9 protein-coding genes, 10 tRNA genes, 1 rRNA gene and 1 pseudogene are annotated in these 20,867 nt (G+C 31.1%); 20 read left to right on the forward strand and 1 reads right to left on the reverse strand.

Going from position 1 to position 20,867, the window contains the following annotated elements:
- The first annotated feature begins 85 nt into the window (after window positions 1-85).
- The 17 genes from EL235_RS02595 (at window position 86) to EL235_RS02675 (ending at window position 18,187) form a co-directional block, all read left to right on the forward strand.
- A complete protein-coding gene (locus EL235_RS02595; protein WP_126340747.1) occupies window positions 86-1,525 on the forward strand; it encodes a hypothetical protein in 1,440 nt (479 codons plus the stop codon).
- A 260-nt stretch (window positions 1,526-1,785) separates the two neighbouring features.
- On the forward strand, window positions 1,786-3,036 hold the full coding sequence (gene purD, locus EL235_RS02600) for a phosphoribosylamine--glycine ligase (RefSeq protein ID WP_039625592.1): 1,251 nt from the start codon (window positions 1,786-1,788) through the stop codon (window positions 3,034-3,036).
- The gene (locus EL235_RS02605; RefSeq protein WP_126340748.1) at window positions 3,033-3,491 is read left to right on the forward strand and encodes an RDD family protein; all 459 of its coding nucleotides are present in this window, start codon (window positions 3,033-3,035) and stop codon (window positions 3,489-3,491) included. Before purD ends, EL235_RS02605 begins: the two co-directional genes overlap by 4 nt.
- Entirely contained in the window at window positions 3,481-5,517 is a 2,037-nt protein-coding gene (locus EL235_RS02610) for an LPS-assembly protein LptD (RefSeq protein WP_052243253.1), read from the forward strand. Before EL235_RS02605 ends, EL235_RS02610 begins: the two co-directional genes overlap by 11 nt.
- Entirely contained in the window at window positions 5,517-6,173 is a 657-nt protein-coding gene (locus EL235_RS02615) for a phosphoribosyltransferase family protein (RefSeq protein WP_114640761.1), read from the forward strand. Before EL235_RS02610 ends, EL235_RS02615 begins: the two co-directional genes overlap by 1 nt.
- 134 nt (window positions 6,174-6,307) lie before the next feature.
- A complete protein-coding gene (locus EL235_RS02620) occupies window positions 6,308-8,416 on the forward strand; it encodes a polyribonucleotide nucleotidyltransferase (protein ID WP_126340749.1) in 2,109 nt (702 codons plus the stop codon).
- Window positions 8,417-8,503: 87 nt separating this feature from the next.
- A tRNA-Lys gene (locus EL235_RS02625) sits at window positions 8,504-8,579 on the forward strand.
- A gap of 14 nt (window positions 8,580-8,593) precedes the next feature.
- A tRNA-Val gene (locus tag EL235_RS02630) sits at window positions 8,594-8,669 on the forward strand.
- A 20-nt stretch (window positions 8,670-8,689) separates the two neighbouring features.
- Window positions 8,690-8,766, forward strand: a tRNA-Asp gene (locus EL235_RS02635).
- A 2-nt stretch (window positions 8,767-8,768) separates the two neighbouring features.
- Window positions 8,769-8,844 (forward strand) — tRNA-Lys (locus EL235_RS02640).
- A 14-nt stretch (window positions 8,845-8,858) separates the two neighbouring features.
- Window positions 8,859-8,934: transfer RNA gene (locus EL235_RS02645), tRNA-Val, on the forward strand.
- A gap of 20 nt (window positions 8,935-8,954) precedes the next feature.
- Window positions 8,955-9,031, forward strand: a tRNA-Asp gene (locus EL235_RS02650).
- Window positions 9,032-9,033: 2 nt separating this feature from the next.
- A tRNA-Lys gene (locus tag EL235_RS02655) sits at window positions 9,034-9,109 on the forward strand.
- Between the two features lie 5 nt (window positions 9,110-9,114).
- Window positions 9,115-9,190: transfer RNA gene (locus tag EL235_RS02660), tRNA-Glu, on the forward strand.
- Between the two features lie 547 nt (window positions 9,191-9,737).
- Window positions 9,738-12,062 carry a hypothetical protein gene (locus EL235_RS02665; protein ID WP_126340750.1) on the forward strand — a complete coding sequence of 775 codons (2,325 nt, stop codon included), beginning with the start codon at window positions 9,738-9,740 and terminating at the stop codon, window positions 12,060-12,062.
- Between the two features lie 31 nt (window positions 12,063-12,093).
- On the forward strand, window positions 12,094-16,128 hold the full coding sequence (locus tag EL235_RS02670; RefSeq protein WP_126340751.1) for a two-partner secretion domain-containing protein: 4,035 nt from the start codon (window positions 12,094-12,096) through the stop codon (window positions 16,126-16,128).
- Between the two features lie 148 nt (window positions 16,129-16,276).
- Window positions 16,277-18,187: a ShlB/FhaC/HecB family hemolysin secretion/activation protein gene (locus EL235_RS02675; RefSeq protein ID WP_126340752.1), complete on the forward strand. Its 1,911-nt coding sequence runs from the start codon at window positions 16,277-16,279 to the stop codon at window positions 18,185-18,187.
- A 35-nt stretch (window positions 18,188-18,222) separates the two neighbouring features.
- On the opposite strand, the pseudogene EL235_RS02680 reads toward EL235_RS02675, so the two are convergent.
- Window positions 18,223-18,405 (reverse strand): annotated as a pseudogene (locus EL235_RS02680) (CinA family protein); the annotation flags it as partial.
- A 290-nt stretch (window positions 18,406-18,695) separates the two neighbouring features.
- On the opposite strand from EL235_RS02680, the gene EL235_RS02685 reads away from it, so the two are divergent.
- From EL235_RS02685 to EL235_RS02695, 3 genes are all read left to right on the forward strand, one after another.
- A 16S ribosomal RNA gene (locus tag EL235_RS02685) occupies window positions 18,696-20,209 on the forward strand.
- Between the two features lie 95 nt (window positions 20,210-20,304).
- Window positions 20,305-20,380: transfer RNA gene (locus EL235_RS02690), tRNA-Ala, on the forward strand.
- A gap of 8 nt (window positions 20,381-20,388) precedes the next feature.
- Window positions 20,389-20,465, forward strand: a tRNA-Ile gene (locus EL235_RS02695).
- Window positions 20,466-20,867: the final 402 nt, after the last annotated feature.

The raw sequence follows: 20,867 nt of genomic DNA on the forward strand, positions 1-20,867 counted from the left end.
TGTGAAATTTTAAAATATAATTGTAAATTTATAAAAACAAAGTTAAAATAAGAGTTGAATTTTTCTTTAGATCAAGGATTTGGATATGCACGGAAAAATAATGGTTTATGTGGATGCTACTGGAAGAGGAACAGTAATTAATCTAGCAAAAACATTTTTTGAATTTAACAAACACGCATGGCACGATAAAAGAAGCATGCCAACAGTTGGTATGTTTGTTGAATTTAGATCCGATGGAAAGCATATTACCGATTTAAGACCTTCTAAATTTCAAGAATTTGGAGAAAATGATTTTATCAAAGAAAGAGATTTCTGGAAAACAGATAGTGATGATGAGTTAGAAGATTTAAGACTGACAAGACGTGATGCTTATGTTCAAGAGCTTTATAGGGAAACTGATTATGACAATCTTGATAAAATCACACTAAATTTAACTATTCCGCAAGCTATACAAAGATATTTTTATAATGAAACATTATCAATTAATGCAGTAAAAGATATCAACACAGATGAGGTGCCATATATTATAGATTTTTTTGCTATGAAGCGTTTTTTACATAAGGCTTTGGATACATTATTGTTTTCAGATAATACAATCAACCAAGCTGATTTTTCTGCAATGAAAAATATTATAGTGCACCTTGAAATGGCTTATAAGGATATGAAAGATAAACAAAAACATATCAATATGGAGCGTTTATATGATGAAGTGTTTTTATCTCATCAATGTCATTATCAAGCGCTTTTGGCTTCGATTGATAATAGAAAAAATAGAAAATTAGCGCTAGATCGTCAAATGAGTACTTTGATTACAGATATAAAATCAAAACAAGCAAGATTGGAGTCTGAGAATGGTAAAAAACGCCAAGAATTTGAAGAGTTAATACAAAGCAAAAAACAAAAATTAATGGAAATTAAAAACGAAGCTGACTATTTTACAAGAAGTGTAGAAAAATTAGAAGCAATGAAAAAGTCTTTTTATGAAAAAAATCTTACTATTTTTAGCAATAGTTTTAATATGGCAAGAGAAAAGCTTTTTGAGAAAATCAAGCAAGGCCTGAATATTTGTGCTACAAAATTAGATATAGAAATTTGGAAGAAATCCTTAAAATCGACAAGTATAAAAAATTCTTATTTTAAAACAGCAAGTGAAATTTCTTTTTGTACACTTTCTTTTGCTGAGCTTTACTTAAACAGACTAAATAAACATGCATTAAATCCAAATGATCAATTGTTATTTTCTTATGTTAAGAAGGTTCGAAAAGAATGTGAAAAGAGTTTTTTAGTGGTTACTTCTAATCCTGATTTTTATGTTAATATGAAGATTCAAATTTTTGCAATGAATCCTTATTATGTAGTCAAGCATGCACCTAAAAAAGTAAATTATCAAGGGTTGATGAAAAACACCGAATTTGATATAGTTTATGTAGATGAAAAGACTATATGGGCACCTGTTGCTGATGTTATTTTAGAGGGGAAATATTTCTTAAAAAAAGATTCTAAAACCAAATTTAAAATTTTATAAAAATCCTTTTAAACCCTATTTTTAAGTTTTCTTAGTTATAATTATATCGCCTAAATGGTTCGATATGGTATTAAAGAGGATCCAACACATTAATTATAAGCTGTGATGTGTGATTTACCGTGTTCTGTGACTTCGCTTGAGCTTTTAAAAGAGCGAGAAGCTGCAGCCTTTAAAAATCACCTAATGGCATACTTTGACTTTTTGAGGGTCAGACATTTATACTCCGGCCATTTGGGTTTTGCAATACTTTAAGGAAAATAATGAAAATTTTAATATTAGGAAGCGGTGCAAGGGAATATTCCATCGCTTTGGCTCTTCAAAAAACAAATAATAATTTAGAATTTTATTTTGCTCCAGGAAATGGTGCTACCGCTAAAATGGGAATAAATCTTAATATGAAAGATCCTAAGGTCATTACAGCTTATGCAAAGGCATCTGAAATTGATCTTTGTATAGTCGGGAGTGAAAATTTTTTAGCAGAGGGTATAGTAGATCTTTTTAAAGAAAACAATATTGCTATTTTTGGTCCTACTAAAGCTGCTGCCATGCTTGAAGCTTCAAAATCTTTTATGAAGAGTTTTTTAAAAAAATACAAAATCAGAACAGCTAAATTTTTAAATACAACAGATTATGAAAAAGCTAAGAAATTTATCACATCTTTAACACCTCCTATCGTTGTAAAAGCAGATGGTTTATGTGCAGGTAAAGGGGTGATTATCGCACAAAGTCATGAAGAAGCTTTAGAGGCTACTAAAAATATGCTAAGTGGAGAAAGCTTTGGCGATGCTGGAAAAATTGTTGTGATTGAAGAATATCTTGATGGTTTTGAATTAAGTGTATTTGCGGTTTGTGATGGAAATGATTTTATATTATTGCCTGCTGCACAAGATCATAAAAGATTGCTAGATAATGATAAAGGACCTAATACTGGGGGTATGGGGGCTTATGCTCCAAGTACTTTAGCAAATGAGAGTTTGTTGGAGCAGGTGAAAAAAGATATAGTGACACCAACTCTTAAAGGTATGAAAGAAGAAGGCGCTGAATTTGTTGGAGTGTTGTTTATAGGTTTGATGGTTGTAAATAATAAACCTTATGTTTTAGAATACAATGTGCGTTTTGGTGATCCTGAATGTGAAGTCTTGATGCCTTTGATAGAAAACCCCTTAGACTTATTTTTAGCATGCGTGAATAAAAATCTTGCTAATACTCATATAAAAATTAGAAATGAATTTGCTGTGGGTGTGGTTTGTGCAAGTAAAAATTATCCTTATAAGGATTCGCCAAAAGCATTGATTGATATAGATGATATTCCGCAAAATTCTCATATATCTTATGCTGGTGTAAGTTTGGAAGATGATAAACTATATGCTAGCGGTGGTCGCGTATTGGTTTGTGTGGGAACTGGAAAAAGCATTAAGGAAGCTCAAAAAAATGCTTATTTACTTTGCGAAAATGTCCATTTTAAGGGAAAACAATTCAGAAAAGATATTGCTTTTCAGGTTCTTAAATGAGTGCTAATCAAGAATTATTCGATAAGCTAGAAAAAGAAGAATTAAAAATAGCAAGTTTTAAAAAAAGATTTTTGGCTTATATTGTTGATAGTTTTGTAATTTTAGCTATTGTAAGTATTATTTTACTTGATAAAATTAATTCCATGCAAACTTATGATGAAATTCACAATCTTTTAATGCGTTTTGCTGGCGGAATTTTGATTTTGCAGTTTGCATATCATGGTTTATTTACTTATTTGTATGGTGCAACTTTAGGAAAAATGCTTTTAAAGATTATGGTAATTGATCAAGAAATACTAGATAAACCAAATTTTACCCAAAGCGCTTTAAGAGCAGGTGTAAGGCAAATTAGTGATATGTTGTATGGTTTAGGATTTGCTTGGGCGCTGAGTAATGTTGTTTTGAAAACTTGGCATGATTATGCAGCAAAAACAGTGGTGATAGATCTTGCGTAAAATATTACTTTCTTTAGCTTGTGTAGGAAGCTTGTATGCTTCTAAGGTGGATATTTATGCTTTAGATGTTGCAAAAACAAATGATATTATAGAAGCAAAAAATAATGTGGTTGTGGTTTCTGATTTATATTTAATTACTGCAAGTGAGGCTAAATTTAATGAAACAACAAAAGATTTAGAATTGTTTGGTGATGTGAATATTTTACGAGGGCAAAAAGAAAGAACTAATTCCACTTATACTAAAATTAATCTCAAAGATAATACAACGACCTTTAAAAATTTATTTTTTTCAAATAATGATTTAGAGGTTTGGCTACAATGTCATCAAGCTGATTTAAACGATAAATTTGTTGTAACTAAAAAGTCAGTTGTTTCTAGTTGTAATGTAGAAAATCCTGATTGGGAGATTCGTTTTGATGAAGGAAAATTAAATAAAGAAAGTAATTTTTTGCATCTTTATAATGCAAAATTATATGTTAAAAATACCCCTGTGATGTATTTGCCTTATTTTGGTTTTAGCGTGGATACTAAAAGAAAAAGTGGTTTATTAATTCCTCAAGTAGTTTTAAAACAAAGCGAAGGGTTGTATTATAACCAACCAATCTATTATGTTATTGATGATAATGCGGATATTCAATTTGAACCTCAAATTAGAACAAAAAGAGGATATGGATTATACTCAACTTTAAGATTTATAGATAGTCCTTATTCTCAGGGTGAAATTAGTGGTGGTATTTTTGGTGAAAAGTCAAGTTACAAAAGAGAAGAAAATTTAAAAAATAAAGAACATTATGGTTTAGAAATTAAATATTCAAGCGAAGCTTTATTTAAAAGTCTTTTAAGTGATGAATTTCAAGAAGGTTTGTGGATTGATGCTACTTATTTAAACGATGTAGATTATATGAATTTGAGCTCTAGTGCAAAAACTGAAGCTTCTTTGGTTACTTCGAGAATAAATTATTTTTTGTCAGATGATGATAATTACTATGGTGCTTATGCAAAATATTATATAGATACTTCTAAAATTAGCAATAAAGATACCATGCAGGAATATCCATCTTTTCAATATCATAGATATTTAAATGGATTTTTTGATAATTACATACAATACAGCTTGGATGCTTCTTTTCATAGATATTACAGACATACTGGTATTTATGCTAAAACTTTAGATTTTGATTTGCCTTTAATCTATCATACAAGTTTTTTGGATGATTTTTTAAATTTTACTTTTACTGAAAGAATATATGCAAATTTTGTAGATTATTCTAATACAGATAATAAAAACCAAGAACATTTGTTTCAAAATTCTCATAACTTTTCTTTATATACAGATCTTTCTAAGCCGTATGAAAATTTTTATCATACTTTATATTTAGGGGTCAATTATTTTATACCCGGAGCCAAATCAGGTAAAATTACTGAAGATTTTATAGATTTAAAAAATGATCCTGAACAGTTTAATTTTTCATTGCATCAGTATTTTTATAATACATTAGGCAAAAAAAAATTATATCATAGTTTAAAGGCTAAATACTTTACTAAAGAAAGCAGTTTTGGTGGTTTTGACAATATTGTGGAGTATTTTTATAATGATTATATAAGCTTAAGAAATGAAGTAGAATATTCAGGAGTGGATAATAGATTTGACAAAGTATTTAGTGAAGCTTTGTTTGATTATGGTGAGTGGAAGATTAGTTTAAATCATGCTTATAGAATTTATGAAAATGAAAAATATAATTTTTTAGGAACTAAGGCCCAGTATGATATAAATACTAATTATCAAATATTTGGTGGTTTGTGGTTTGATTTAAATAAAGATCCTGAAAAATGGGAAGTAGGTTACACTTATCAAAGAAAATGTTGGAATTATTCTTTGATGTATCGTAAAGATATTTCACCTAAACTTACTAGCGGTGGTATTAGTGCTAAAGATCAAAGCGGTGTATATTTTATGTTTAATTTTTATCCATTAGGTGGAGTTTCTTATGATTTTTCTCTAGAAGAAAATGAAAGGTCTATATGATGCTTTTTGAAGATGAAAAAGATGCACTTGAGAAATTATACGATATATTGCCATTAAATAGATTAAAAGATTATATCATTATTACACCTTCTTTAAAATCTATAGTTTTTGTTGATGCATTAGCGCAAAAATTAGAAATTCCATATGATTTTTTATTTACAGAACAAATCAAAGCTCCTAATAACGATGAATGTCAAATAGCTATGATTAGTGAAACAAAAGAGCTTGTTTATAATGAGGCTTTAGTTAAAGCTTTTGATATAAGCCTAGATTATATTTATGGTGAAGCAAATAGAACTTATGAAGAAAAAATTTTAAAAAATGTGTATCGTTACAGAAAAGGAAATCTTTTAAAAGACTTAAAAGGAAAAAATATTTTAATGCTACATGAGGGCTGTGAAAGTGGGATTACTGCTTCTTCATGTATAAAAAGCTTGCTAAAAGAAGAAGTAAATAGTATTATTTATGCCACTGCTTTAATGCCAAGTGATGTGTATGATTATATTAGTGCTTTTGTAGATGAGGTTTATTGTGTGCAAAAGATTGATCATTTTATAGATATCGAGTTTTATTTTAAAAATAAGACTATTTTGCAAGCTCATGAAATTTTAGATATTTTAGAAGAAAGTAAATACTATCTTCCTTTAAAAAAGTAAATTTATATCTAAACAATTTATTGTTTAGATATAAATTTATAGGCAAAATAAAAACAGGCTTTTTAAGTTTTAATTTTTAAAATTTAAAAAGCTTATTTGGTTTTGCCTATGATGAAAATATTAAAGGAAAAATCATGCGACATGAAATAAACATTAATAATCATCTTGAAATATTTGATACTGATAAAGTGGCAAAACAAGCTGCTGGTGCAGTTTTAATGCAAGAAAAAAATGCTGTAGTTTTAGCAACTGTAGCAAGAGAAGAAAAAATGGTGGAAGAAGATTTCTTACCTCTTACAGTGCAATATATAGAAAAAGCTTATGCAGCAGGTAAAATTCCTGGAGGTTATGTAAAAAGAGAAACCAAACCAGGGGACAATGAAACGCTAAGCGCAAGGATTATAGATAGGAGTTTAAGACCTCTTTTTCCAAAAGGTTATGCATATCCAACTCAAATTGTAGTTATGGTTCTTTCTGCTGATCCTGAAGTAGATTTACAAGTAATGAGCTTAAATGCTGCAAGTGTTGCTTTGTATTTAAGTGATATTCCTATTAAAGCGCCAGTTTGCGGTGTAAGAATAGGTCGTATAAATAATGAATTTGTTTTAAATCCAAGCAATAGTGAATTAAAAAATAGCACCCTAGATCTTTATGTAGCCGGCGTTAAAGATGAACTTTTGATGATAGAAATGAGAGCTTTAGCGAACAAACAAAACAATCAACATTGTATGAATGAACTTAGCGAGGATGACACCTTAAAAGCCTTGGATTTTGCAAGCAATGCAATTTTACGTGGTTCTAATGAGTATGAAAAAACATTTGCAGCTTATAGGAAAAATTCTAAACTTGATTTCAAGATAGAATTAGATCATGCTCAAATCATTGAATATATTAAAAATACTTATATGGCAAAACTTAAAATTGCTATCAATCAAATGGCAAAAAGCGAAAGAGCAAGTGAAATTTTGCAAATAGCAAAAGAGATTGAAGGTGAAACTGTAGCCATTGAAAACGAATGGAAATTTGAAAATATAGAAAAAGCTTTACATGTATGCAAAAGAGAACTTATTAGAAGTCAAATTATTAATGAAAGCAAAAGGGCAGATGGTAGAGGCTTGAAAGATGTTAGGAAAATAGATATAGAAACAAATATTTTACCAAGTGCTCATGGATCGTGTCTTTTTACTAGAGGACAAACTCAAGCTTTAGTTGTGGCAACTTTAGGGAGTGATAATGACGCACAGATGTCAGATTTATTAACAGAGAAAAATCCAATTTGTGAAAAATTTATGGTTAATTATAATTTTCCAGGTTTTTCTGTAGGCGAGGCTAGCCCTATAAAAGCTCCAGGCAGAAGGGAGCTTGGGCATGGAAATTTAGCAAAACGAGCCTTACACCCTAGTGTAGATACAGATTATGTCCATACTATTCGTTTGGTATCTGAAATTTTAGAAAGCAACGGTTCTAGCTCTATGGCTACTGTTTGTGGTGGTGCTTTAGCTTTAAGAGCCGCAGGAGTAAAAAGTGAAAAACTAGTAGCGGGTGTCGCAATGGGGCTTGTTTTTGAAAATGAAAAATATGCTATTTTAACAGATATTATGGGACTTGAAGATCACGATGGAGATATGGATTTTAAAGTGGCAGGAAGTTGTGAGGGAATCACTGCCTTGCAGATGGATATAAAGTTAGGTGGTATAGAACAGCAAGTTTTAAAAGAGGCTTTATATCAAGCAAAAGAAGCTAGGGGGTATATTTTAAAGCTAATGGAAGAAGCTGATAGAAATATCATTGTTAATGAAGATATTTTGCCAAAAATTGAAATTTTTAATGTAGATCCAAATAAAATTCCTGATATCATTGGACAAGGTGGTAAAACTATAAAAGAAATCATTGAAAAATTTGAGGTGAATATTGATCTAGATAGAGATAAAGGAGAGGTTAAAATAGCAGGAGTTAATCATAAGTTGATTTCTCAAAGTAAAGAGTATATATTAAATTTGCTTAACTCTAAAGGATCTAATAAAAAACGTGATAGAAAAGAAATGCCTAAATTTGATATTGGAGAAGAATTTATAGGAAAAGTGCAAAAGATTGTTGAATTTGGGGTTTTTATTGAGCTTAAAGACGGAGTAGATGGTCTTTTACATAATTCTAAAATCAGAGAAAAGTTAGAGGTAGGTAGTGAGGTTAAAGTTAAGGTTGCTGAAATTAAAAATGGAAAAGTTTCTTTAGATTTGGCCTAAAAATTGAGCATACTAAAAATATGCTCAATTTTTCATATTATATCTTGACAAAAGAATATTCTTTTGGCATAATTTCATTTTTTAATTGTCTCGTTAGCTCAGCCGGTAGAGCATCTCCCTTTTAAGGAGGGGGCCGTTGGTTCGAATCCAACACGGGACACCACTAAAACCTTTTTTGGTCGCTTAGCTCAGTTGGTAGAGCGCCACCCTTACAAGGTGGATGTCATAAGTTCGAGTCTTATAGTGACCACCATTCTTTTATTGTTTTTGGGTGCGGCGGTAGTTCAGCTGGTTAGAATATCGGCCTGTCACGCCGGAGGTCGCGGGTTCGAGCCCCGTCCGCCGCGCCATTGTCTCGTTAGCTCAGCCGGTAGAGCATCTCCCTTTTAAGGAGGGGGCCGTTGGTTCGAATCCAACACGGGACACCACTAAAACCTTTTTTGGTCGCTTAGCTCAGTTGGTAGAGCGCCACCCTTACAAGGTGGATGTCATAAGTTCGAGTCTTATAGTGACCACCATTCTTTTATTGTTTTTGGGTGCGGCGGTAGTTCAGCTGGTTAGAATATCGGCCTGTCACGCCGGAGGTCGCGGGTTCGAGCCCCGTCCGCCGCGCCATTGTCTCGTTAGCTCAGCCGGTAGAGCATCTCCCTTTTAAGGAGGGGGCCGTTGGTTCGAATCCAACACGGGACACCATCCATGACCCTTTCGTCTAGTGGCTCAGGACGTCACTCTCTCTGTGTGATAACAGAGGTTCAAATCCTCTAGGGGTCGCCATATTGATTTTATTGTTGTTGGTTTTCAAGGTTGTCTTTATATTTTTTTCAAATATATATTTTTATAAATTTCTATTTTCATATTTCACGTATATTTTTTGTTGTAAAATATTTTACTTTCTTTATCTTTAAGCTTAAATTTATAAATATAGTATTAACATTTCCAAATTATTATTAATACATTAGTAATGTAATTAAAAAAACATTTCATTACTAAAAAACAATAATCAATCAAACACATTAATCATTTTTTGAAAGGACTTTTTCAATGTATATAAACACAGCTAAAAAACGCCTCACGGGGGGGGGGATACGATAATTTTCGTTTTAACTCACACTCTTTAAAACGCTATAAAAACTCCAATCTTTTAAAACTTTCTTTACTTACCATTTTTTCACTAAGTTCTTTAGAAGCTGCTACCCAGGCAAATTATGATAAAACTTCTAATGCTTATATAATTAAAAAACACCATTATGAGAACAATGATGTTTATGATTATAATCTTGATACTTATAAATTCTTAAGTGGTAAAAACTTCTATGGTCAAATGGCTACTAATAAAAACCTTTCAAATATCACTTTAATCTATGATAATCCTAAAGATAAAGCTCATGTAAAAATGAATGATTTATACTTTAAACAAGACATACTTACTCCAAGTATTAAAGAAGATATTTTTGTAGTAAATGGTTTTCATAGTTCTAATTCAGACAATACCACCATTAATCAAACTAGCTATATACCTTTTTTAGTTTCTGCTTATACCTTTAATGCAAAAGCTAATAATAATACCTTAGTATTAAAAGCAGGAGAATTATCTTCAGTATATTATCTAAAACCTACTGATAAAGAAGTGATTAATCCTAAAGCTACTGGTTTGGATAATAAATATAATTTTTTAATCACTCCAGCCATAGCTAGAAAAGGTGAAGTAAGTAATAATACTTTAAATTTCTTAAAAGATGCCTATGTCAATATGGGTGTTGAAAACACCTACACCTTACCTTTAAATGGTGCTCCTTATATCTTAGGTGCTTTTGGTGTGGATGCTAATGCTAATAATAATACAGTTGTATTAAATAAAGGCGTAAAGATAGACTTTCATACTACCCCTTATAGACAAAGTGCTTTAGGGAATAATATCTTTGATGAGAGAATGACTCATGTAACAGGAGCCATTACTTATAATGCTAATGCTAAAAATAATAAAGTTATCATAGATGGAGCTTCTTTATTAGTACATGGTCCAAGTGGAGCTTATTCAACATCAGCTGCTACTCACTTAGGAGGAGCTTTTGTGGATGTTAATAATAATCAAAGCTATGAAGTAAGTAATAATAGTGTATTAATCAATGATTTAAAACTAGATTTAAGAGTAGATACTAAAAATACCCCATTAGCTTATAATGCTATCTTAGTAGGGGAAATCTATGGGGGTAAAATCATACAAGGTAATGCTTATAAAAACACTATAGATATAAAAGACTTACAAACCTTATTAGCATTAAATACTAATGTAGAAGTAAAAGCTCTTTTAGACTTTTATGCAGGTATTACTAATAATGGTATAGCTAATGATAATAGTATTAGCATTAATCTAAAAAAACCATTTGAGATTAATTCTAATTTTACAGGTAAAAATGAGTTTAATCTTTATGGTGGGGTAGCTACTAAAGGAGCTAATAGAAATAGTATTCATATCAATGGGGATTTAACCCAAGGCATTACTGTTGAAAACCATCAAGATAAAATTCAAATCATAGCAGCACAAACTCTAAGTTCTAAAGCAAATAACAATAGCATTAATATTAAAAACTCAAACATTGCTATGCCTTTATACTTATATGGAGTAAGCAAGGTTAGTTTAAATGATAAAGATTATTATGCAAGTAGTGCTAATGCTAATAGTATAGTTTTAGATAATGTAAAATCAGGTAGAAATCTCACTGCTATTATAGAAGCAGATAATTTAGAAAAAAACACTATAAAATATAATATGGTGCAATCTTTATCTAATGCTTCTAATATAGATAAAGGTTCTAAAATCATTTTAAGAGCTAATGAAAGTGCTTTAGATAATACTTTAAATATTAAAGATTATTCAAGTGCAGCTAGTTCTAATGTTTATGTTATTAATGCTAATACTGAAAGTGCTAATAATACTTTTATCTTTGATAATCTAGCCCTAGGAACAGCTTCTGATAAAAGAGAAGGGGAAATAGTAATTAGTGCAGGTATAGCTAAAAATACTCATGATAATTATACTCATATAGCTAATTTAAATATAGATGAGTATAAAGATAATTCTACTATCATCATAGCAGCTTCTGGTGTATATAGTGAAAATGATAAAAGCTATAATAATACCTTATATCTAAGTGGTAATACTAATATTTTTAATAATACCAATATAGATGTATTAGCAGGTAGCTTTTTACAAACTAAAGAAAACACTAGCTTTGTATCAAAAGCTCTAGAGCATAAAAATAATACTAATAATCATTTAGTATTAAATACAAGTATAAAAGCAAATACTATTAATAACTTTGATCATTATAGCTTTATCTTAAAAGATGATACTAAAACTTATTTAAGTGCTAAAGAAGCTATTAATCTTTCTAAAGATAGTTCTATTAATGTATATACAAACAATAATATAAAAAATAAAAGTTTTATTTTAATGCAAAGTGAAAAAGGCTTTGTAGATGCAAACAATAAACAACTAAATCAAAAAGACTTACAAAGCTTATTAGAAACTATCACTAAAAACAATCAAAGCTTACATAAAAACATCAAAGCAAAAGTTCAAAAGGCTAAATACACTCTAAGTGTAAGTAAAGACGGAAAAAGCATAGTAGTGAATTTAAATTAAACAACAAAGATAAAACTAAAAAGGATTAATTATGAAAAAGTTAGCAAATCATATCATACTCTCAGGTGTAACGGTATCAATGTTATTTTCTCCACTAATGGCTTTACCTAGTGGAGGTAAATTTACTCATGGCACTAGTGGGAGTATAAGTATTAATGGTAAAGAGATGAACATTGCAGGTAATAAACAAAACTCTATCATACAATGGGGTGGTGGTTTTAATATAGCAAATGGTGAAAAGGTAAACTTTGGAAATAGTAAATTTGAAGGCCAACAAAACTACCTAAACATTGCTCATGGTACAGATAAATCTACCATAGAAGGTGTATTAAATGCAGGTGGTAATAATGTCTTTTTAATTAATCCTAATGGGGTAATCATTACTAAAACGGGAACTATCAATGCTAATCGCTTTGTGGCTTCGACTACTTCTTTACAAGCACAACATTTTGAGGAATTTAAAGCACAAGGTGCTTCTTTTTCCCCTATATTTAAATCACATAAAGCAGGTAATGTAGTAAATATGGGTAATATTAGTGCTAAAAACGTTACTTTGCAAGGGAATAAAGTAATGTTAAGTGCTGATACTAGTTGGGATAAAAAAAATAATAAAATAAAACTCAATCAAATCACAGCAGATAGTATAGATTTAAAAGGTAACGAAGTTTATGTAGATATTTCTACTATAAATTCTAAAAACCTAACTACGGATGCAAAAAAAGGGATTGCTTATTTAAGTGCTACTGGTTATTATTATAATCCTACAAGAAAATATAATGATATTATATTTGCCACTAAAGGTGTAATGGATAAAACATATAATCAATATATTAGCATAGGTTCTGACTTAGACTGGTGGCACTTTGCTAAAGGGTGGAATGAAAAAGATGATTTTAGAAACAATGTAGTAGGAGATACTTTTAAACTTACTAATGATATAGATTTTAAAGCAAGTAGTGGTCAAAACTATGCTAATTATTGTATAGATGGACTTGGTTGTACTAATATGATAGTGGGGTTTGGAGGAGATATCAAAGATGGAGAAGTAATTTATAATAATGCTTTCACTGCAGACTTTGACGGGCAAGGATATACGCTTAAAAATATATTTATAGATACAACTAAAATCCCAAATAGTCAAAACAGTGGAGTGGGAATTTTTGGAGCAACTAATGGAGCAAATTTTAAAAATATCAATATTGATTATATGGGTGGTGGGATAAAAGCAGCAAATCTTAATGTAGGTGGATTTGCTGGGTATTTTGATGGTGTTGCCGAAAATATAAGTTTGAAAAATATTGGCAGTATTAAAAATACATACGATTCTAAAAAAATTGTTATAATTCCTTATATTAGTTTTCAAGGGGTAGGTGGATTTGCTGGAAGTGCTAATGGTCTTTTTAGAAATATCACCTTAGAAAATATAAAAAATTTTGATGTAAATTATATTTCAATTCTATTTGGCTCTAGTGGGTCTTATCAACATTATGGTGTTGGCGGGTTTGCTGGAGCAAGTTTTGGTATGTTTGACAATATATCCTTAAAAAATATGGGAAATTTTAAAATTGATTTTGAAAAAAAAACCAGCGGTTCAATTAAATATGCAGTAGGTGGTTTTGCTGGCTTTATTGCAAATGGATCTTATAACAATATAAAATTAGAGCAAATTTCCAATTTATGGAGTCATATTGATGAAAAAGGTAAAGATCATTTAGAATATGTACTATCTTTAGGCGGTTTTGCTGGGAATATTCAAAATGGGAATTTTGAAAATATAGTTTTAAATAATGTGAAAAAAATACATTTAAACACTAATCAACCTAATAGTTATTATGAAACAAATTTAGGCGGTTTTGCTGGGGAGATCGATAATGGTGTGTTTAATAAAATATCATTATACGATATAGGAGATATTAAAGTTGATATTGATGATGTTAAATACCATTCAAAATATAATTTAGGTGGTTTTGCTGGAAAGATAATTACAGGAAATTTTGACAACATATCTTTAAATAAAATCAAAGATATTGCAGTTTATATAGACTCTGAAGATGCGTCATTCAGTGGTAGTGATTATGAATATAATTTAGGTGGTTTTGCTGGAAAGATAGGGGGTGAAACTTTAGGTATATTAGGAGTTCCTACTTTTAATAATATTTCTTTAAATGAAGTAGAAAATATCACTACAAATAGTATTAAAAAAGATACTAATGAAACATACGGTGTAGGTATTTATACAAATCTTGGTGGTTTTGCTGGAAAAATTCAAACTGGAAAGTTTGAAAATATAGTTTTAAAGGATGTAAAAAATATCAAAGCGGATATAGCTTCAAGAAATGGAGGAGTTATTAATATAGGTGGTTTCGTTGGAGAATTAGCGATTGCACAAAAAGGTACTTCATTTAAAAATATATTTTTAAATAATATTGAAAATATTCATGTAGAAATCGGCGATCCAGTGTTTAATAGAGGAGGAATTATTAATATGGGCGGTTTTGCCGGAGTATCTGATAGTCAATATGCATACCATAATGTTGATTTTGAAAATATAGTTTTGCAAGGTATTTCTAGTCTAAAAAACATAATTAATACAGGATGTCAAGAAGAATGGTGTGCAAGTCCGAGTGTAACTACGGGAGGGTTTATCGGAAAATTTGGTGCTAGGGGAAGAGGAACTTTCAAAAATATTTATATGTTTTTTGATCCAGAATTTGATCTTATAGTAGAGAATAAACTAGGAGATGCCAACATAAAATTAGGCAAATTCTATGGAGAAGGTTATTTAAATCCCTCCTCCTCTAATATCCATATATACCATCATAAAGATACACTAAAAAATGCCAATAATGATAGCAGTGATTATGGTAATGATAAAATAAACATACACACCTATAATGATTCTACTCAAGAAAGTTTTTATCAACAATTTAAAAACCAAGAAGAAGCTTTGATGAGACCTATAGTTGTTTTACCAGATGAGTTTTATCCTTATAATCCTTCTAAACCATCTGAAGATATAAATATCCCCAACATAGAAACCATCAAAAACGAACAAGCAACCCTAGATAAAGAAGATATCTTAGATGATAGTACTTTAAATACTATCTTAAATGATTTAAAAGATAAATTCTATATAGTGAATATAAATATCTTAGATGAGTTATTAAAAGCTTATAGCAAGATTGATAAAAACAATCCTACTTCTAAAGCAGAGTTTTTAGCTAATTATCTTTTAAGTAAAGATAAATATCCAGATGATAAAGAAAGACTTGATATAGCTCATTCTATGATTCAAAGCTTAGACTTTTTACTAGCTTATCAAGATAATGGCTTAAGTGAAGCTAGTGATGATAAATTTGCAAACAAAGATACTAAAGACACTAACATTGAAGTCACAAGTAAAGTTGTTGAAGTTTATAATCAAACTAATGCTAATAAAGACCAAGTAAATCACTTTATCCAAACTACTTTGAACAACAAGGTAAATTCAATCAACGAGGCTAATAAGAATTTTAGTGAGAAAAACTACTATGAAGAAATCAATACATTAGCCTTAGCTTATAATAAATATGTAGAATTAATCAATAAAGGTTTAGCAAATAAAAATGATCAAGCTTTTAAAGATATTAGCAATAAATTATTTGCTTTAATAGCTCAAGCACAAGGTGAAACCAAAACTATAGAAGAATTAATTAATAGCTTTGAAGATTTAAAAACACAAGCAAGTGAAAAATCTAACGGACATTTTATTGTTGAAGGAGATTTGCAAGCTTTAAATATACCTTATCCTATATTAGCTTCTATCAAAGATAATAACAATGGTAGTGGTGAAATAGATAAGCCAGAAAAACCTATTGATCCAATTGAGCCACCAATAGATAATAAACCAGATTTTTCTTTAAGCTTTGAACAAAGTTCTACTTTTAACTCTATAGGTAATGATAGTTTAGATGATGAGGAAGAACAAGAAGAAATAGAAGAAGCTTCTATGAATCAAAAAGGTAAAACCTGTATAGTAAGCGATAATTATAGAACTATGAATCCTTGTGTGGTTGGAGGATTATAAAACACTTTGCTAGGATATAACTATCCTAGCAATAATAATAGTATGAATAAATACTTGCATTAAACAATATTGTGATTAATCAATACAAATATAAAAGCCAAATTAAGAAAAAAATAAATAAAAATAAAAAAATTAAGGAAAAACCATTATGAAAAAACTCTCTCTTTGCGTTGTAGCACTTAGCTCTTTAGTCTATGCTAATAATGGAAGCATTATCATAGCTAAAAATGATATAGAAAAGGTTATAGAATTATCCCCTGATAGAAACCTCCCTCAAAACAAAGCTATCAAAGAAAATCTAAAAACCAAAGATGATTATATAAAAAGCCAAGAAGCTAAAAAAGACTTTGAAGAAAAAAAGAAAGCTTTAAAAGAAAAACTAAATCAAGAAGATGAAGCTAATAATCAAAGCACTAATACAAACAATGATAAAGCAAATACTAGTGTAAATGATGAAACTAATAATTCCAACTCAACTAGCAATAATACAAACAATATAAATAATCAAACTAATAATAGTTCTAACACTAACTCTACTAACTCAAGCAATCAAACTAACACTACCACTAAAAAAGTAATAACCAAATATAAATTTGTTATCACTAATGAAAACACTAGCTTTAAAAAACTAGGTATTAAAGAAGAGGATTTACAATTACTTATTAGTGAGTTTAGCACTAGAAAATTTAGCTTGCAAGATTTACAAGATATATCTAATATCATTGCTTATTATTTCCAAGTTAATGGCTATCCTGCAGCAACAGCTTATGTACCCCAACAAGAATTTGAAGATAGTGTGCAAATAAACATAGCCTTAGGAACACTAGGTAAGTATATAATAAAGAATAAAACTACTATAAAAGATCATTTTATAGAAAATAAGCTTAATGAAAGAATCAAAGGTAAAATCATCTCTACTAAACTCATAGAAGATAGTGTGTATAAAGTCAATGAAATGTATGGAGTACAAACCCTAGCAGGTTTACAAGCAGGAGAGAATGTAGGAGAAACTGATGTAGTTATAGAAGTAGTGCCTGATACTAAGGCTAATGTATTATTATATACTGATAATTATGGTATTAAAAGTGCAGGGGAATATAGAGCTGGTATTAGTATGGGATTTAATTCTATATTTAATATGGGAGATTATTATAATTTTTACTTACAATCTAGTGATGAAAGACAAATCAACTATGGAGCAAGTTATACTTTCTTTTTAGGAAATTTAAAAATTACTCCAAGCATATCTCAAGGATCTTATTCTTTAGGTGGAGATTATAAAGAAGTTGGCTTTAGTGGTACTTCTAGAAATATTGGTGTTGATTTTTCTTATCCTGTATGGATTAATACAAATTCCTCTTTATATTTTACTTCTAGTATTTATCATAAGATATTAAAAGATGAACCTTTTTCAAATATATTTGATGATTATAGTATAGATAAACATTCTAATGTAGGTAGTGTAGGTTTAGAAGGTTTATTTAGAGGCTTTGAGAATAATACTTTAAGTTATAGTGCTAAGGTAAGTGTAGGTAAGGTTAATGATGATGGCACTACTATATTTGGAAATACATCTAAAAGTGGAGGTAAAGGCTTTGGCTGGTTTAGAAAACTCAATGCTAGTGTGAATAATTATTATAGTATTAATGAATACATTACGCATACTTTAAATATAAACTATCAAAAGGTATTAGGGAATTTTGAATTAGATTCTTCTGAGAGTTCATCTTTAGGTGGAGCTTATGGAGTAAGAGCTTATGATAATGGAGAGGGTGATGGAGATAATACCATAGTAGCTAACTTTGGTATAAGAATAAATATACCAAATACGAATTTTTATTTTACTCCTTTTTATGATGTAGGTTATGCTTGGTATGAAAAAGCTTCAGGAAGTAGATTAGCAGATGAGCATTTTTTAGATGCAGTAGGTTTGCAAATACTTTATAATAAGAATAATGCATATTATATAAAGCTTGATGCAGCAAGAGCAGTTCATCAATACAAATATGATGATGATCATAGAATGAAATTATATTTAAGTGGTGGGGTGTATTTTTAACCACCACTTAAAAAATATACTTTGGTGGTTAGGGATTAAACCCCAAAGAAAATTTCAGGTTTTAATCTAAGCATTAAACAATATGCAGCTAAACTAGCTTGTTCTCTTGTGTAGTTTCTTGCCCCTTGTATGTGAATGCATTCTTGTAAAAATGTTCCATCTTTATACATAGCTCCTATATAGATGGTACCTGCTTTGGTATTTTTATCATCTTCTTCACCAGCTACACCACCCTTTCATCTCTTCTCAATTCTCTTATGTTTAATAAAACTTTAAGCTTTTATTGATATAATTTCATTTCCTTTTAAAATAAAAGGGTTTTAAAAAGCTAAGATTTTTTGTCTTAATTTTTTAGTGTTTGTTCTTTAAATTATTAATATTGTTAATCAAATCTTATAGTCAATCTTTGAAATCTAAATAAGTGATCGATTGAGCCAGAAAGATTTATTTTTAAATCTTAACAATCAACTTTTTCTTTGAAGAAAAAGATTAAACTTATCCAATTATTTTTATGGAGAGTTTGATCCTGGCTCAGAGTGAACGCTGGCGGCGTGCCTAATACATGCAAGTCGAACGATGAAGCTTTTAGCTTGCTAGAAGTGGATTAGTGGCGCACGGGTGAGTAAGGTATAGTTAATCTGCCCTACACAAGAGGACAACAGTTGGAAACGACTGCTAATACTCTATACTCCTGCTTAACACAAGTTGAGTAGGGAAAGTTTTTTCGGTGTAGGATGAGACTATATAGTATCAGCTAGTTGGTGAGGTAATGGCTCACCAAGGCTATGACGCTTAACTGGTCTGAGAGGATGATCAGTCACACTGGAACTGAGACACGGTCCAGACTCCTACGGGAGGCAGCAGTAGGGAATATTGCGCAATGGGGGAAACCCTGACGCAGCAACGCCGCGTGGAGGATGACACTTTTCGGAGCGTAAACTCCTTTTCTTAGGGAAGAATTCTGACGGTACCTAAGGAATAAGCACCGGCTAACTCCGTGCCAGCAGCCGCGGTAATACGGAGGGTGCAAGCGTTACTCGGAATCACTGGGCGTAAAGGGCGCGTAGGCGGATTATCAAGTCTCTTGTGAAATCCAACGGCTTAACCGTTGAACTGCTTGGGAAACTGGTAGTCTAGAGTGAGGGAGAGGCAGATGGAATTGGTGGTGTAGGGGTAAAATCCGTAGATATCACCAAGAATACCCATTGCGAAGGCGATCTGCTGGAACTTAACTGACGCTAAGGCGCGAAAGCGTGGGGAGCAAACAGGATTAGATACCCTGGTAGTCCACGCCCTAAACGATGTACACTAGTTGTTGGGGTGCTAGTCATCTCAGTAATGCAGCTAACGCATTAAGTGTACCGCCTGGGGAGTACGGTCGCAAGATTAAAACTCAAAGGAATAGACGGGGACCCGCACAAGCGGTGGAGCATGTGGTTTAATTCGAAGATACGCGAAGAACCTTACCTGGGCTTGATATCCTAAGAACCTTATAGAGATATGAGGGTGCTAGCTTGCTAGAACTTAGAGACAGGTGCTGCACGGCTGTCGTCAGCTCGTGTCGTGAGATGTTGGGTTAAGTCCCGCAACGAGCGCAACCCACGTATTTAGTTGCTAACAGTTAGGCTGAGCACTCTAAATAGACTGCCTTCGTAAGGAGGAGGAAGGTGTGGACGACGTCAAGTCATCATGGCCCTTATGCCCAGGGCGACACACGTGCTACAATGGCATATACAATGAGACGCAATACCGCGAGGTGGAGCAAATCTATAAAATATGTCCCAGTTCGGATTGTTCTCTGCAACTCGAGAGCATGAAGCCGGAATCGCTAGTAATCGTAGATCAGCCATGCTACGGTGAATACGTTCCCGGGTCTTGTACTCACCGCCCGTCACACCATGGGAGTTGATTTCACTCGAAGCCGGAATACTAAACTAGTTACCGTCCACAGTGGAATCAGCGACTGGGGTGAAGTCGTAACAAGGTAACCGTAGGAGAACCTGCGGTTGGATCACCTCCTTTCTAGAGTACAAACTGATAAGTCTCACAACTATCAGTTCATATATAGGCTCAATCATCCTTGTTTAGATTTCAAAGATTGATGAAAAGCTAATTTTGGGGAATTAGCTCAGCTGGGAGAGCGCCTGCTTTGCACGCAGGAGGTCAGCGGTTCGATCCCGCTATTCTCCACCATTTATTAAGGGCCTATAGCTCAGCTGGTTAGAGTGCACCCCTGATAAGGGTGAGGTCACAAGTTCAAGTCTTGTTAGGCCCACCATAAAAAAGATTTGTTTATCAATCATAAATTAAAGTTTTAAAACTTAAAGCAAGTATATAGTTAATAATATAGCAATAAGCAGAGTAAAATACTTTATTATTTATATTTTTAAATTATTTAAACTCTTTATATATACTTCCTTTAGGTTTTAAGACCTAAGCTAAATAAATAATAGAATATTTATATATTAGATTAGTTATTTAATGTTATTTGAATTATCATTGTTAAGAGTCACAAGCAAGTTTTAATAAAAACAATTTTACAGGACTTGTTAAAGGATAAAACCTAACTATCTTTTCTTTAGCTTTAGTTAAAGACAAGTTTTAAACTCACAGCTTAGTTAGACTAATTTGTTTAGTTTTATTAAGTGTTTAAAAGCTTTCCGTCTTAAGATAGTAAAGT

It is taken from the genome of Campylobacter lari (genome assembly GCF_900638335.1).
Classification (GTDB): Bacteria; Campylobacterota; Campylobacteria; order Campylobacterales; family Campylobacteraceae; genus Campylobacter_D; species Campylobacter_D lari_E.